Origin of the sequence: Flammeovirga sp. SJP92 (assembly GCF_001583495.1) — a bacterium.
Classification (GTDB): Bacteria; Bacteroidota; Bacteroidia; order Cytophagales; family Flammeovirgaceae; genus Flammeovirga.
This window is the reverse complement of sequence record NZ_LQAQ01000046.1, coordinates 40,214-56,079: the sequence shown is the minus strand read 5'-3', so window position 1 is coordinate 56,079 and position 15,866 is coordinate 40,214. Positions and strand designations below refer to the sequence as shown.

Here is a 15,866-nt window from a genome sequence, read left to right as displayed (position 1 = left end):
GTGAAAACATTAGTAAGTTAATGTTGAATTTTTTTTAAATCCCTTATGCAAAAAATCAAACTTACAGTCTTACTTTATTTTCTTAGTTTACTTTTAAATTTCGCTCACGCAGAAAAATCAATTCAGATTGATTTTATGACAGAAATTCAAGGATTTAAACTTCTAGAATTAGCCAAAGATTCTACTAACATAAGTAAGTTAAAAGAATTAGGTGCTAATATTTATATTGGTTTGACTGACTTTTCTTCAGAGAGAGTTGAAGCATTGAAAATCTTCCAAAATAATGGAATAAATTGTCATGCCTGGTTACTATTGTCCAAGGGAGAACACTATTGGCCTAATGCACATAATGGATCGGCAGTGCTGAAACGTTATGAAAAGTTTAGAGAATGGACACTTTCCAATCAACTTTCATGGGAGTCTCTAACATTAAGCTTAGCTCCTTATGGAACAGATACAAGAATTGTAGAAAATGGTCCTCTTTCGATTAGTAAAGTAATACTTAAAAGATTGATTAGCGGTTCAGTACAAGAACACGGAGATTTAAATTACGCTCGCTTAAGAGCCCTTTCTAAAGGGGATAATCTAAAATTGGTAAGTATTATATCTCCTTATGAGGTAGATAGCAGAGAAGTAAATGTAGAGACTTGGAAGCAGATTACGGGTACATTCAACATTTTGAATGATCAAGAGGTGTTATCTATTTTTAATTCTTATGAACCTTCATCTTCCTTGACACTTGCTCAGTTAAAAGAATATCAACCTGGTTTTTCAACAATTCTCATTGGATCAGCAAATAAAACAAAACCATTAAGTAATATTGAAAATGACAGGGTTTTGAATTGGGATGAAACCTGCAAGTACATTACGCTTGCCCGTCAATACGATAAAAGTATCATTATTTACGGTCTTGAAGGAGCAATTAAAAATAATATTCTTGATCAGCTTTCTAATCACTTGACAGATGTTAAGCTTCCGAATTTGCAGGAAGCGGAAAAACAAATTGCATTAGAAAGAGAAAATACTCAAATCCTTTTTACAATTTTAGCGAGTCCAGGTTGGGTTGCATTTGCATTTTTCTTTATTGCAGTAACTTTTGGAATTGCAATCTTAAGAACCTTAAAACTAATCATATAATGCATATTAAGGAGCATTTTAAAACTTGTCCAAAATGTCAAAGCAACACTATCCACTTTCAAACTAAACATTTTGTCTGTTCAGATTGTGGTTTTGATTTTTACATCAATGCTTCAGCTGCAGTAGCGGTTCTTATTACAAATCCAAAAGGAGAATTGTTGTTGACGGTTAGAAAATTTGATCCCTTCAAAGGAACCTATGACTTACCTGGAGGTTTTGTTGATATTAATGAAAAGGTTGAAGATGCAGCAATAAGAGAAATTAAGGAAGAATTGAATTTGGAAATTTCTGATCTAGATTATTTCTGTAGTTTTCCAAATACTTATACATATAAAGAAATTGATTACTATACTTTAGATATGGTTTTCAAAGCAAAGGTAAAGGACTTATCCCCTCTTCAAGCCAATGATGATGTGGTAAGTGTAGAATTTATCGCTCCCAAAAAAATAGATACAACAACCATTGGCTTAACGTCCATAAAGGCTATTGTATCTAAATATATTGAGTCAGCAGGTTAATCTAGCCTAGTTGACATGTACTTCTTTAAAATACTGAGCAAAGATATTCTTTGCTTTTTCTATTTCTTCAGCTGTTGGAGGATTGACACCTTCTAAGTCATACTTCAAGCCCAAAGCTTCCCATTTGTGTACACCTAATTTGTGGTAAGGCTGAATTTCAATTTTCTCAACTGTTTTATAGTCTTTGAAAAACTGTCCTAGCTCATGAAGGTACTCTTCTTGATCAGACCAACCCGGCACAAGAACATAACGGATCCACATTGGTTTACCTTGTTTCTCTCTCATTTCAGCAAGTTTTAAAGTTGCTGAGTTAGATACCGTTGTTAATTTATGATGCCAATCGTCATTGATATGCTTCACATCCAACATCAATAAATCTGTGTATTCCAAAAGCTCTTCCACTTCCTTATTTACAAGTCGACCATTTGAATCTAAACAAGTATGGATACCCTGTTCTTTTAATCTTTTGAAAAGTGTAATTAACTTTTTACGATGCAATAATGGTTCCCCACCTGAAACTGTGATTCCACCTTCATCACCAAAATAAGGACGTTGTCTTAATACTCTTTTCTCAATTTCATCTAACTGTATATGCTTTCCTCCTTTTACATCAAAAGTATCAGGATTATGGCAGTAAAGACATCTAAATTGACAGCCTTGTACAAAGACAATAAAACGTATTCCTGGGCCGTCGTGTGTACCGAAAGTCTCAATGGAATGAATTCTTAACAATTCAGGGTCTTTATCATTTAAGATAGATGGATCTTGTTGTGGGAAAGTGCTCATATATAATTTTCGTTTTTTCTAAACAAATTTACTTATTATATATCAGTTTTTAATTACTGAAATCAAATAAAATCTTAAGTATTTCTTAATGATATGAGGTAAACACAGTGTTAGAAAAAGAGGCAAAAGTAATCTTTAATTTCATCCCCAGAAACATTGAATTAGTTCTTACTGTTCCATTGCTTTATGATGTCTATCATATAAGGAATTCCTTCTATGATAGTGGCAGGTCCAGGTTGCAACATGAAAATTGGATCTACTTCATGTATCTCATTATTTTTGAAAAAGGAAATGGATTGAATATTAGGTCTTTTTAGTACAGCTTCTTTATCAAATTTTTTCCCGCACCAGCAAAACAAGCCAATGTCTGGATTTTTCTTTACAACGGGTTCGAAACTAGCCAATACTCTACCTTGAGCACCTTGTTCTTCAGCATGTTCAATAAATGCATCTTCACCACCACAAAGCGTAATGATTTCAGATACCCATTGAATGCCCGTAATAATGGGGTCATCCCACTCTTCAAAATAGATTTTAGGTTTTCTTTGAAGTGATGCACTGAAACTTTTCGCTTCCGCAATTGCACTATTCATGTGTTCTAAAATGACTTTAGCTTTTTCATCAGCTCCAACCATTCTAGCAATCATCATTAACGTGTTGATGATTTCAGAAATCGAACGTTGATTAGTAATTAATGTAGGGATTCCCTCTTTTATAAGTCTTGAAGCTATATCTGCTTGAAGATCAGAGAAACCAATGACTAAATCAGGCTGAGTGGCTAGTATTTTCTTATAGTTTGCACCCGTAAAACCACATACCATTGGTTTTTCTTTTTTAGCTTCTTCAGGTCGGTCTGCAAATGCAGAAATTCCCACTATTCTGTCTTGTTCGCCTAACAGATATAACCATTCGGTGACTTCATCTGTAAGGCAAACAATTCTTTTGGGATATTGATGGTCCATAAATCAAAAAAATATTGTTATTGCTACCCCAATTTAGCACCAATAACTAAAATATCATCAGTTTGTTTGTGATGATTCTCATCAACGTTCATCCAATTATCCAAAGAACGTTCTACAATTTCTTTTTGCAAATCAAGTTCAAGAGCAGTGTTTTCTTCTAACAATCCTCTGAAATTTTTTGATCCAAATTTTCTGTCCTTAGGCCCACCAAATTGATCTTGGTAGCCATCAGAATACATATAAATTGTAATTGGCTCTTCTATTTTAATCACATGTTTTGTAAATGAGACTTGCGGTTTGGTAGAGCCAATTGAGTTTCTATCCCCTTTAATCATTTTGAAACTACCTTTTTCTGTATACACTAAAGGGTTTCGGGCTCCGGCAAACTCCAACTCCTTTGACACATCATCAAAAACAATCAAACTTACATCCATACCATCTTTTAGTTGATAGTTCTCTTGATAGAGACTTTTTAGAATTTGTTGATGTAAAGCCTGTAATATTATTTCTGGTGATGTGATTTTGGTTTTTACCACAATATCTTGAAGCAGATGATAACCCACTAATGACATAAAAGCACCAGGAACACCATGTCCAGTACAATCCACAGCCGCTAATATCTTTTTGTTTCCAACTTTTGCACACCAGTAAAAATCTCCTGATACGATATCTTTAGGTCTAAAAACTAAAAATGAATCGGGAAATAGTGATTGTAAATGGGACAATGAAGGAAGCATAGTCGCCTGAATACGCTTTGCATAATTGATACTAGCTTGAATTTTATCTTTTGATTCAACAAGATGAATTTTTTGCTTTTCAACCATGTCTCTTTGACTTGCAATTTCTTCATTTTGCTGTTCCAGTTCAATGTTTTTATTATTGATTTGTTCAAAGGCTTCTTTCAAAGAATTGGTGTTGAATTCCAATTCAACTTGCTTTTCTTGTAATGCGGCTGTTCTTTCATTTACCTTTTCTTCAAGTTGGGCATTGGCCTGTAATTGTTGCTCTAAAAGCTCTTTTTGAGCATTTTCTTTTTCTCGCTTATAGAGTTTATACTTATCACTTAGTGCCAATGAAAGGAATATTACCTCAATAATACCACCGTATGCCAAAACATTTTTAGTGAAATTATTTTGTTCAATAAAGTTATATTTCATTAAGGCAAAAATAAAGGTTCCAACCAAGTAGGCGGTCCAAGCAAGAATAAAGAAACGTGCAGATTTGTTGCCCTTATACCATATCATCAAGCCTGCAACAAACATTACCAATGAATTCACTAAAGTAAGTTTGCTATTGACTCTCACTGCAAATCCATAACTGCTGATAAATGGTAAAAGTATTCCAACAGCTCCCAAAATCATTGTAACAATTAAAGCAATATCAGCTGGCTTTGAATATTTTTTTGACTGTAAGGAAGATTTAGCATAAAATGAAGAAGTCAAAATCCAAGCGGCTATAGATATCACTGTCACATTGTTAGCGACAGCAGGTGAATTTGGAAATAGGTATTGAAAATGATGTCCGGTTAATGACAGGAAAAAGGTAGAGTTGGCTAAAATTGGAAAGGCATAGTACAGATAATTTAGGTCTTTGAGTGATAAAAATATTAGAATATTATACAGTACCATGACTAGCATTATTCCTATATAAATACCGTATGCTGTTTCCGTTTTTAAGTGATTTATAAAAAATTGAATAGGTGTAGAAATATTCAGCGGTACCTGCAATGCACCATTGGTCTGAATTTTTAAATATAATGATTTTTCAGTGTTAGCATCAATATGAAATGGAAACAGGTTTGTTCTGAATGGAAGTATACGTTCAGAAAAAGGAATTTGATCTCCGAGTAATTGATAATTCGATAGTTCCCCTCCATCTATTTCATAGATTTCAATGATATCAAGGTTGCTGTTGCCAATTTCTAATATGAAGTCTTTGTCTTCATCCAATGCCATATTTACGAGATCAAGTTTTAACCAAAGAGATGCTGCATTAAAACCAATATTTATAATCTCTTGATTATTAGGTGTAAAAGATTTCGCTTGGAGAATTTTCTCAAAGGGAATAGCATTACTAGAGTCTAAAAAAATTTCTACATGTTCAGAAACATTTTCAATGTCAGTAGTGGAAGCATCTATTAAGATTTCATTTTCAGAATATGCAAGACTAATATTTAAAAGTAGTAATATTGTAGTTAAGAGTCGCATAAATAAAATAGTCATTTAAAAAATGGGATATATTATCCCTGTAAAAGTCTGACTAAGTTATAATAAAAAAGTCACATTCCAATATTTTGGAATGTGACTTTTGAGAAGGTCCAAAAAGCAATGATCTAATTACTTTCCTTTGATTGTTTCCATTACTCTACCACAGTGTAACATTTCATCACCGAAGTAAGGGTTTACCACTTCTTTTGTAGCACTTAACCAATCAGCCCCTGTGTTGTTGAAAGCCATTGGACAATGTACCAAGTAAATGTCCATTCCTGCTTCACCTTTTTTAGCAATATCAAGGAAATAAGCGGTTACTGCTTCAAAGCTTTTACGCTGTGCCGCCAAATCTTCTGTATTCGCAATTGCCTCAATAGATTTCATTACTTCCTCAGTGCCTTCAGTAGGCATAACAGATTGTAATCGCTTTGCATATGTTTGAGCAGCTGTAGGATTGCTGGCAATTAAGCACTCCGATAACTTCATATAAGCCTGAGGTGCTTTTGCTTTATCAGCATCATATACTACTGCTGTTAATTTCTCTTCTTCTTTAGCCGTTTCTTGCTTTTGATGAGACTTTTGCTCTCCCCCACAGCTCATTAGGAACGCTCCTAAAATGAATGATAATACTATTGTTCTCATAGGTTTATAATATAATTAAAATAGATCGCTTGATAAATATTTGTCTCCTCTATCGCATACAATAAATACAATGACGCCTTTGTCAATTGTTTTAGCCGTTTCAATTGCTGCATACGCTGAACCACCACTGCTCATTCCAGCAAAAATACCTTCTTCAAGTGCTAGCTTTCGTGTCATTGCTGTTGCATTTTCCTGGCTCACATCAATGGTTTTATCTACTCTTGACGCATCAAATATTTTAGGTAAATATGCTTCAGGCCATCTCCTAATACCTGGAATTCTTGCACCTTCAGCGGGCTGTGTTCCTACAATTGTGATATCAGTGGATTGTTCTTTCAAAAATTTTGAAGTACCCATTATGGTTCCTGTCGTACCCATGGCTGAAACAAAATGTGTGATTTCTTGATTGGTGTCTCTCCAAATTTCAGGACCAGTAGTTTTATAATGGGCCATGTAGTTATTTGGATTGTCAAACTGATTCAACATCAGATGACCACCTTCTCTAACTTTATTCAAAGCATAATCCCTTGCACCTTCCATAGAAACCGCAGCAGGAGTGAGTGTTACTTTTGCACCATAAGCCTTCATTGATTTTACTCTTTCAATTGTAGCACTATCAGGCATTACCAATTCAATTTCAACTCCAAAAAGAGAAGCCATCATGGCCAATGCTATTCCTGTATTTCCACTAGTAGCTTCAATCAATTTCATTCCCTTTTTGAGCTCACCACTTTTAATTGCTTCATTGATCATATTAAAAGCGGCTCTATCTTTCACACTTCCACCAGGGTTTTGTCCTTCCAATTTTGCATAAATTGTAACGTTAGGATTAGGATTAAGCTTTTCAAGCTTTACTAATGGAGTATTTCCTACTAGAGATAATACTGATGACATAATTAATATTTGTTGATAGTTTAGAGATCAAATACAAAGTAATCTTTGAATAATTTGAACAAAGATACACTTACTTTATTTACATTAAATACATCTAAAACAGAAATTTGTTTTTTTAAGTACTAAGTCAAAAAATAAATCATAGTTAATTCTAATATATTTTTTGTAAGCATAACGCTAAAAAACGTATTAATAGTCGTTCTAACAAAAGTTTTTTGAAGGCAGTAATCGCAAAACAATAAATAGCATTAGATAATTTTGAATTTGTACTTAGATTTAAAAATGAATAAAAAAAATGAGCCTACGAATTACGTAGAGCTCATTTCTGATTTAAATTAATAGTAATTGGGTTATTGAAAAATCTTCTAGTACTATTTTATGTGAACAGTGTATTGTAAAAATTTTTTCTTAAGAGATTCACCCGTTCTCCAATTGAACTTGTTTTTTCTTCAGGAACAGGTACAAACTTTTTCTTACTCATTTTTATTCTGCAAATTTTCGCATAATGAGTAATAGAGTTATCAATTCTGATTTGAAGTTCATTTAGTGAGACTGGCTTTTCTATAAATCCAGCTACTCCTTTGTTCAATAATTCTCCTTTCTGAGCCAAATCAAATTGTCCAGAATAAACAAGAATTGGAATATCAGTGTAATTTGGTGATTTTCTTAAGTTGAGGATAAAGTCAAAAGTAGTTTCCTGATCTAGGTTTAAATCAGTAAGCACTAATTTTATTAATTCCTTTTTGAGTATCTGCTTTGCTTCATCTAATGTCTGAGCAGAAAATACTTCATATTTATCTTTTAGCGTGTTAATTGTTAATTCACGCATAAACTGATCGTCTTCTATGATAAGTATAGGGTACTTCATAAATGCTGATTTGGGTTTGTGAGGTTATTTTACTTCTAGAACATCAATAGTATTTTATAAGTTCAATAAATTTTAATATTAACAAATTGATAATTATGCTGATTTTTTGAACTTAATTAAGTTGATGAGCCACCTTCTAAATTGAAATGTATCTTTCTTTTTTTGCATTTTAGGAGGGTTGTCTTGTATGAGAACATCTTTGATTCTGATTTCAAGTTCGTTCATGTTAAAGGGTTTTTGAATATAATCAGCTATTCCATGGTCAATATAATTGTCCTTTATAATAGGGTCTTGGTTGCTTGAAAATACAATAACTGGTATTTCTTTTTCTTTTTTTTGGTGGATGTCATCAAATAGAGATTCACTTGATTCCTTCTCTAATTTTATATCTAATAGAATAAGATCAACGTTCTTATTCTCAATAATATTCCTTGCATTTTCCACGTCTTGAGCTAATAAAATGTCATTGTCTACTCCCAAAACATGTGAAGTGATGTCTCTGATAAATAGATCATCATCTACAACTAAGATTGATTTTCTCATTATGTAAAAAAATGTACTATGGGAATATAACAATCTTAATTGATGATAGTTGTGTCTTTAATATATAAATACAAGACATTTCACAAAAAGTGCTATTATCAATTATTCTAGGTGGAATACCAATGTTAACTCTCAGAAAAATGATGTAAGAATAGAACTTATTTTAGAAGGATTGTGTTGAAACGAATAGCTGGTATAAGGCGTTTTATTAACTCAAATAACCTAATATGTTTAACGAAATATTACTTTTGGATGATGACAGGTTCATGCAAAAGTTTGTTAGAAACCTATTGTCTAAAAAATACACTGTTTATTGTTCAAGTACTATTGAAGAAGCACTATCAATTTTGGATAAGCATCAGATTGATTTGGTGATTACGGATATTAATCTGAAAAATGAATCTGGAATTACGTTTATTGAAACAGTGAAAGATAATCCCCTTAAGTCACATTTACCTATTATCACACTATCAGCAGAAGATGCATCGGCCAAAAAAATACAAGTACTTAACCTTGGTGTTGATGACTATATCTCCAAGCCCTTTAATCCATCTGAACTAGATGTCAGAATCAAAAACGTACTGAACCGTTACAGAAAGTACAAGGAACAAGTGAAAGTGGAGGTAGAGAAAAGGAAAACATTTGCTGAGACTCTAAATTTTATTTATGAAAATAAAAGCCTGATAGGGAAACGTGGATTTGATATTGTGTTTTCTTTATCACTAATGATTTGTCTCTTACCAATTTACCTTCTAATAGCCATTGCTATTTACATTGAAAATCCTGGCCCTATCTTTTATGTCTCAAAAAGAATAGGGAGAGATTATGAGATTATTCCATTTCTGAAATTCAGGTCAATGAAGGTGAATGCTGATCAATTGGTTGAAGGACTAATGAAGGAAAATAGCTACACTGATACTTTTGATGCAAATACAGTTACGGCATCTGGGACTATGATCACAGGTGATGACGGTTTTATGATCGATGAAAAAATTTACAAAGCAAAGAAAAATCAATCTACTTTTTTCAAACTAGAAAATGATCCAAGAATTACAAAAGTTGGATCTATCATAAGAAAAACGAGTTTGGATGAACTGCCTCAGTTGGTCAATGTATTGCTAGGTCAAATGTCAGTTGTAGGAAACAGACCTCTACCATTGTATGAGGCAGAAAAATTGACGACTGATAATACTGTAGAAAGATTCAGTACTCCAGCAGGTATTACTGGACTTTGGCAAATACAAAAATCTGTAGATCCATTTATGAACAGTGATAAACGTATGAAATTGGATAATAAATACGCAGGAACTCGAAATACTATTATGGATTTTAAATTGATATTTAAGACATTACCAGCTATGATGCAAAAGGAAGAGTAAATTAATACTGATGTATTTTAAATAGAGAACCAGCCTCGTTTTTGAAAAAGAAAACGGGGCTTTTTTAATCCAAAATGAGGAAAACATAGGTAGATCTTTAGCATTTTAGCATGGGTAAGATATTCTGTTAGATTAGATCTATTATTATCACGGTTTTGAATGTGCTATAACTTTTTTTTAAAAAGACATTTTCATGATTTATTACTTTTCACATATGATCTATTTTTAGACTAATAAATCAATAATTGGTGTAAGTATATTTTAATACCTTTATTATCTCTCTAATAATAAGAGTGGTATAATGATGATACACCTTGGCATGTCTATGGCCTTTCTGATAAGTAATTGGATAGTATTTCTATAGCCTTTCAATAAATATACTAGAATAAGTATTATTTGTTGTGAAATCATATGCAGTACTATAGAATAATATTGGCACTATAGTACTGCATGAATATTTTTAGTTTATTAGAAGGTATGAAAAAAGACCATCAAATTATGATGGCCTTTCCATTACACATTATGAAACTTGAAATCTATTCTTCAACTTCTTCAAGGTCTAAATACATTTTATCTGTATTTCTATTCCCTTCATCATCGGTATACCAGTTTCTGAAGGATAAACCATTTGAAGTAACAAATCTGACAAAGTTGTTATAAGCTATTGTGATGTCTATATTCTCTTTTGGAGGATGAAACTTGTGTGTAATACTTAAGCCCCAAGGGTGTCCTGAACCAGTTCTATAGTCACCAGCATCAACACCGGCTGTTCTGTAAGCAGTATTAAATTTGATGGTTGGTTCGTGGCCAGGTAAATGGATTTCCCTTGCTCTTTCTTGAGCAAAAATGAATGGGTTGAAATCTGCAAAACCTAATGTTTCTACTGAAATAGGTGAAGTAAAGACCATTTCCATATCAATAGGGTCGCTGAATTTGATGTCTCCTGTATTTTTAACAATGGCATTTTGATTATCAAATACAATAATTACAGGATGATCATCACTCACGCCTGTTTCAGTTCCTTTCCCATTCAATGATACAAGGTTGGTGTTTATTACAGATCCAGTTACTGAGGCTAGAGAATCGATGTGGAATGGCATGGCAATTCCAAAACCAGAATTAAAAGCTGCTTTCACACTTTTAGCAACATATTTTGTTTTTACCTTCACTACTTCATTTCTAGCATTTGTAATATAATTATGTCTGTAGTGGACAATTACATCATTGAAGTCATAGTCACCTTCATTCGGATATAAATCTTCAAAAGCATATGTGCCAAAACCATTTCTACCTGGATAGAAATTATTGAATGCCATTGTTGAATCGTTAGGAAATTCATCAAATCCATCGCTAATACCATCACCATCGGCATCATCACTTACAAAATCATCTTCAGAGCAGATAAATGCCGCTAAATCATTAATATTTCGTGTAAACCTTTTTACAATGGCATATGAGCCATCATTTTTATCCATTCTGATAATTTTGGAATTCTTTCCGTTTGTAGAAACATAAATATTATCAAAGCGATCAATGGCTACACCTGTTAAATAATATGGGAAATTATCAGCACTGATTCTTGTTGCTGTATAAACGGTAGTATCAGAATTCATATCTAATCTGTATAAACCACCACTACATGCTTGATATAAATCTCCTTTCGAGTCAAAAACTAAATCACCACCCGCATTTTTGTTGTCTGGAAGGTTTTGAACAGTGATATTTTTAAGAACAGCACCGGTAGCTGGATCAAGAATAGCGTATGCACCTTTGGTCCCTATGTATAATTTGCCATCCTTTAGTGTCATTCTTGGGTAACCATTATTTAAATTTGTATCAATTGTTCTCATTGTATCGATCAACACAGAAACACCTGTTGATAGTGTATGGCTGTAAAGGTTTCCTTTTACGTCATAATACATGATGTCATTTTCTTGATCGTAAGCCATTGCGTAGCTTTTCTCATAGATATCAGGATATTCTACGAGGTTGTAATCGTTTTCTTGGTGGATAGTAAATGCTTTACCTTTTCCATTTATAGCTACCAAATAATCTTCACAAGCATTTTTTGTTCTTTGGTTGGATGAAAATTGATCATAAGCAAAAGCATCTATCACATTTGAATTTTCATCAAAAGTAAAACTCAAGTAATTGGAAACGACATCTACTTCCTCTTCCCAGATCAAACCAACAGCATTTTTTGTCATGTAAAGTTTCTCTACATAAGAGGGAACTGTGATTTTTGTAAGAAATGCTCCTTCATCACTTGAAACAGCATTTTGAATTTCGACCTTTTGATCGTTGTTGTCTACATAATATAGACGCAACATACTTTTTTTTGGATAGTTTGGTGATGTTACTTTAATATGTAAGTCTCTGTTTGTTTCATAATTGAAACCTTCAGGTACAGTTACGTCAGCAAAGCTTGAATTAGCATCTTGATCGTCATCATCCACTATTGTGGGTGCGTCTTCGTTGATGGTCGTTGTACAAGACCAGAAGAGAAGCAGTGGTAATAGGTATTTCAGATATTGGGTCTTCATAAGGTTATTTTCTAATATTATCGAACACACCTCTAAAACCTTAGTTGAGTAATAATAATTCATCAGAGAGAAATTACTTATGTAAACTGAATCAGTGAATTACCATATAAAATGTTATTGAAACCTCGAAATAGTATTAAAATATTAGATCAGTGCAATTTATTATCCCTATTGTGTATGTAATAAAAGTGTGTACTTACCTCACTTTTAGTCAAAAAAAGACAAAAAAATAAAACTAAAAGGGATGGACCTACTTGAGGTAAAGGTTTGTTTATTGTTTAAAATCAAATTCATCTTACTTAGGCACAGAGCTTTTGGAGCTTTATTAAAGTAAATAATAGAGTTGTAATGAAAATGGGGCTAGTTTAGGTGAAAGCTAGTATGGTCTCAATTATGGAGATCGATAATTTATCTATACAGTTAATTATATATAATTCCAAAACACAAGACTTTCAAATAATTAACTCATTTGAAAGTCTTTTTCATTCAATAGTAACATCCTCTAAGCAGTGCCATATTTATCAAAAATGATAAATAATTACCTATTTAAAAGATACATTTTTACCGTTTCTCTTTTGAAATACCGCTTTTAAAATAAAATTTACCTATTCCTCCTATCCTTCTCGAATAGATTTGTAATAGATACAATTCTAACTTTTTAATTTAATAAGTATGCCGATGTCTAAATACTACCAACTACAACTGATCACAGCTATATTAAGTATTAGCTTAACTTTTTTAACCTCTTGTCATAAAGTAAATCAAAATACTAAAATGAATAAACAAACCATTTCCCTATTGGATCATTGGGAATTTAAACAAGTCGAAAAGTCAGAGTGGATGAAAGCGGAGGTACCGGGAACTGTACACACGGACCTTATGAATAATGGTAAAATTGAAGATCCTTATTACCGCATGAATGAAAGAGATGTACAATGGATTGATAAAGTAGACTGGGAATATAAAACGACATTCAACATTGAACAATCTTCTTTAAATAATCAACATATCCATCTTCATTTTGATGGAATTGATACGTATGGCATTGTCTATATCAATGATCACAAAGTGGGAGAAACTGACAATATGTTTATAGAATGGGATTTTGACATCAAACCATTTATTACAGAAGGTCAAAATACTTTAAGAGTGGTGTTGGAGTCTCCTATTCAAAAAGGATTAGAAGAATTAGAAAAGCATGGTTATGGCCTTCCTGCTGTCAATGATCAATCTGAAATTGGTGAATTAGGTGATAAACAAGTTTCTATTTTCACGCGTAAAGCGGGTTATCATTATGGTTGGGATTGGGGTCCTAGGTTAGTTACCTCAGGTATTTGGAGAGATGTAACGGTTCAGTTATGGGATAATAATAAGATTGACAATGTATTAGTACATCAAAACACAAATCAAGAGAAAGCAGATTTAACCATTATAACGGCATTAGATCAACCTTCAAAAAAGGCATTGAAAGTAGTGGCTAAAATTGATGGTAAAGTAGTGAACGAAACTACATCTGAAGCTAATGCAACTTCTATTTCTCAACAATTTACCATTGAAAACCCAGAGTTATGGTGGCCTGCTAATTTGGGTGAACCACATTTATATCAATTGGAAATTGAGCTTTATGAAGATGCTGAATTATTAGACATTCACAAAGAGAGAATTGGACTAAGAACCATCAAAGTTGTGCAAAAACCGGATGAAGACGGCAAAGGGAAAAGTTTCTATTTTGAAGTAAATGGTCGCCCTGTATTTGCCAAAGGTGCCAACTATATTCCTAATGATTTATTCCTCCCTAGAGTTTCAGACTCTACTTACCATCATATGATTCAGTCTACTTTGGATGCCAATATGAACATGCTTAGAGTTTGGGGTGGCGGTATTTATGAAAATGACATTTTCTATGATTTATGTGATGAAAAAGGTATTTTAGTTTGGCAGGACTTTATGTTTGCCTGTTCGATGTACCCTGGTGACAAAGCCTTTTTAGAAAGTGTGAAACAGGAAGCGATTGATAATGTAAAACGATTGAGAAATCATGCAAGTATTGCCCTTTGGTGTGGTAATAATGAAATGGAAATGGCTTGGGCTCCAGGTCGTGAAGATATGGGTTGGGGTTGGAAACAACAATACACTCCTGTACAACGAAAAGACATTTGGGGTGATTATGAAAAAGTGTTCCATGAGTTATTGCCTGAAGTAGTAGCTGAATATACGGATGATCAATTCTACTGGCGTTCTTCTCCTACTGGAGGTGATGGTGAAATAGCACATTATGAGCATCGTTCTGGAGATATGCACTATTGGGGTGTTTGGCACGGTGAACATCCCTTCTCAGATTTCAGAAAATACATTGGACGTTTTATGAGTGAATACGGTTTCCAATCTTTCCCTGAATTCAAATCGGTGAAGAAATATACTATTCCAGAGGATTATGATATTGAGTCTGAAGTGATGGCATCTCACCAAAGAAGTGGCATTGGTAATTTGAGAATCAAAAAATACATGGAAGATCATTATCAAGTGCCTACTGATTTTGAGGATTTCCTTTATGTTGGGCAACTTTTACAAGCGGAAAGTATTTATTCAGCAATACAGGCACATAGAGAAAAAATGCCTTATTGTATGGGTTCTTTGTATTGGCAACTCAATGATTGTTGGCCTGTAGCTTCTTGGTCTTCCATGGATTTTTATGGTGAATGGAAAGCCTTACAGTATTTTGCTAAGGACGTAAATAAGAATACTTCATTGATTGTGAATCATGATGATGAAAAGCTTTCGGTGAAAATTGCTTCTGATATTGATGTTGCAAATGAATCAGAATTGAATATCAAATTGATGAATTTTGAAGGGAAAATATTATTTGATATTTCGAAAACAATCAAATCTATTAATGCAAATAATACAGCTGAGGTATTTTCAAACCCTATAGCTGAAATCATAAAACAAAGTAAATCTGATGAAATCCTATTGGTGACTACTCTAAAAAATAAAGAAGAGGTAGTAGATACAGATTATCATTATTTTGTATTGCAGAAAGAATTGAATTTACCTCAACCTAAAGTAGAATTTGCATTTACTGAGAAAGGTAATGATTTGTTAGTGACGGTCTCATCTGATCAGTTGGTTAAGAATTTATTTATTGAAGTAAATCAAGAACAAGCAGAATTGACGGACAACTACTTTGACGTCTTACCAAATCAAAAAGTAGAGGTATTAATTTCAAGTCGCAAAAACGAGAAAATTTCAAAGAATAACTTGAGATTTAAGCACCTTCAACAAACTATGGTTGAGGTTGTGAAATAATTTCATCCATCATTCAACCCATCAATAGCCTATAATCTAAAGTATCGGTTATTGGTGGGTTTTGTGATTCAGAGAACT

General features: G+C 33.0%; 12 protein-coding genes. 4 read left to right on the top strand and 8 right to left on the bottom strand.

Features of this window, described 5'->3' with window-relative positions; translation table 11 throughout:
* The first annotated feature begins 45 nt into the window (after nt 1-45).
* Together AVL50_RS11870 and AVL50_RS11865 are read left to right on the top strand one after the other, a co-directional pair.
* The gene (locus tag AVL50_RS11870) at nt 46-1,137 is read left to right on the top strand and encodes a hypothetical protein (RefSeq protein ID WP_062616723.1); all 1,092 of its coding nucleotides are present in this window, start codon (nt 46-48) and stop codon (nt 1,135-1,137) included.
* On the top strand, nt 1,137-1,655 hold the full coding sequence (locus AVL50_RS11865) for an NUDIX domain-containing protein (protein WP_062616722.1): 519 nt from the start codon (nt 1,137-1,139) through the stop codon (nt 1,653-1,655). Before AVL50_RS11870 ends, AVL50_RS11865 begins: the two co-directional genes overlap by 1 nt.
* A gap of 6 nt (nt 1,656-1,661) precedes the next feature.
* On the opposite strand, the gene pflA is transcribed toward AVL50_RS11865, so the two are convergent.
* The 7 genes from pflA to AVL50_RS11830 all read right to left on the bottom strand — a co-directional run bounded on the left by pflA (nt 1,662) and on the right by AVL50_RS11830 (nt 8,560).
* Nucleotides 1,662-2,441, bottom strand: a complete 780-nt coding sequence (gene pflA, locus AVL50_RS11860; protein WP_157491296.1) for a pyruvate formate-lyase-activating protein — start codon at nt 2,439-2,441, stop codon at nt 1,662-1,664.
* A 161-nt stretch (nt 2,442-2,602) separates the two neighbouring features.
* Nucleotides 2,603-3,403, bottom strand: a complete 801-nt coding sequence (locus AVL50_RS11855; RefSeq protein WP_062616721.1) for an ABC transporter substrate-binding protein — start codon at nt 3,401-3,403, stop codon at nt 2,603-2,605.
* Nucleotides 3,404-3,426: 23 nt separating this feature from the next.
* Entirely contained in the window at nt 3,427-5,610 is a 2,184-nt protein-coding gene (locus tag AVL50_RS11850; RefSeq protein ID WP_062616720.1) for a 7TM diverse intracellular signaling domain-containing protein, read from the bottom strand.
* Nucleotides 5,611-5,739: 129 nt separating this feature from the next.
* Nucleotides 5,740-6,255, bottom strand: coding sequence for a DUF3347 domain-containing protein (locus tag AVL50_RS11845; protein WP_062616719.1), 516 nt, complete (start codon nt 6,253-6,255; stop codon nt 5,740-5,742).
* A gap of 15 nt (nt 6,256-6,270) precedes the next feature.
* Nucleotides 6,271-7,149: a cysteine synthase CysM gene (gene cysM, locus AVL50_RS11840; protein ID WP_062616718.1), complete on the bottom strand. Its 879-nt coding sequence runs from the start codon at nt 7,147-7,149 to the stop codon at nt 6,271-6,273.
* Between the two features lie 376 nt (nt 7,150-7,525).
* The gene (locus AVL50_RS11835; protein WP_082795779.1) at nt 7,526-8,017 is read right to left on the bottom strand and encodes a PleD family two-component system response regulator; all 492 of its coding nucleotides are present in this window, start codon (nt 8,015-8,017) and stop codon (nt 7,526-7,528) included.
* A 93-nt stretch (nt 8,018-8,110) separates the two neighbouring features.
* The gene (locus AVL50_RS11830) at nt 8,111-8,560 is read right to left on the bottom strand and encodes a response regulator (RefSeq protein WP_062616716.1); all 450 of its coding nucleotides are present in this window, start codon (nt 8,558-8,560) and stop codon (nt 8,111-8,113) included.
* A 227-nt stretch (nt 8,561-8,787) separates the two neighbouring features.
* On the opposite strand from AVL50_RS11830, the gene AVL50_RS33635 reads away from it, so the two are divergent.
* The gene (locus tag AVL50_RS33635) at nt 8,788-9,939 is read left to right on the top strand and encodes a sugar transferase (RefSeq protein WP_082795778.1); all 1,152 of its coding nucleotides are present in this window, start codon (nt 8,788-8,790) and stop codon (nt 9,937-9,939) included.
* Nucleotides 9,940-10,475: 536 nt separating this feature from the next.
* Here the strand turns inward: AVL50_RS33635 and AVL50_RS11820 are convergent.
* The gene (locus tag AVL50_RS11820) at nt 10,476-12,482 is read right to left on the bottom strand and encodes an LruC domain-containing protein (RefSeq protein WP_172826823.1); all 2,007 of its coding nucleotides are present in this window, start codon (nt 12,480-12,482) and stop codon (nt 10,476-10,478) included.
* A gap of 774 nt (nt 12,483-13,256) precedes the next feature.
* Between AVL50_RS11820 and AVL50_RS11815 the strand changes: the two genes are divergently transcribed.
* Entirely contained in the window at nt 13,257-15,788 is a 2,532-nt protein-coding gene (locus tag AVL50_RS11815) for a glycoside hydrolase family 2 protein (RefSeq protein ID WP_172826822.1), read from the top strand.
* Nucleotides 15,789-15,866: the final 78 nt, after the last annotated feature.

Excerpts from the sequence above, each read along its gene's own strand:
- AVL50_RS11870 (WP_062616723.1), top strand. The coding sequence starts at position 46 with ATGCAAAAAATCAAACTTACAGTCTTACTTTATTTTCTTAGTTTACTT.
- AVL50_RS11865 (WP_062616722.1), top strand. The coding sequence starts at position 1,137 with ATGCATATTAAGGAGCATTTTAAAACTTGTCCAAAATGTCAAAGCAAC.
- pflA (WP_157491296.1), bottom strand. The coding sequence starts at position 2,441 with ATGAGCACTTTCCCACAACAAGATCCATCTATCTTAAATGATAAAGAC.
- AVL50_RS11855 (WP_062616721.1), bottom strand. The coding sequence starts at position 3,403 with ATGGACCATCAATATCCCAAAAGAATTGTTTGCCTTACAGATGAAGTC.
- AVL50_RS11850 (WP_062616720.1), bottom strand. The coding sequence starts at position 5,610 with ATGCGACTCTTAACTACAATATTACTACTTTTAAATATTAGTCTTGCA.
- AVL50_RS11845 (WP_062616719.1), bottom strand. The coding sequence starts at position 6,255 with ATGAGAACAATAGTATTATCATTCATTTTAGGAGCGTTCCTAATGAGC.
- cysM (WP_062616718.1), bottom strand. The coding sequence starts at position 7,149 with ATGTCATCAGTATTATCTCTAGTAGGAAATACTCCATTAGTAAAGCTT.
- AVL50_RS11835 (WP_082795779.1), bottom strand. The coding sequence starts at position 8,017 with ATGAAGTACCCTATACTTATCATAGAAGACGATCAGTTTATGCGTGAA.
- AVL50_RS11830 (WP_062616716.1), bottom strand. The coding sequence starts at position 8,560 with ATGAGAAAATCAATCTTAGTTGTAGATGATGATCTATTTATCAGAGAC.
- AVL50_RS33635 (WP_082795778.1), top strand. The coding sequence starts at position 8,788 with ATGTTTAACGAAATATTACTTTTGGATGATGACAGGTTCATGCAAAAG.
- AVL50_RS11820 (WP_172826823.1), bottom strand. The coding sequence starts at position 12,482 with ATGAAGACCCAATATCTGAAATACCTATTACCACTGCTTCTCTTCTGG.
- AVL50_RS11815 (WP_172826822.1), top strand. The coding sequence starts at position 13,257 with ATGAATAAACAAACCATTTCCCTATTGGATCATTGGGAATTTAAACAA.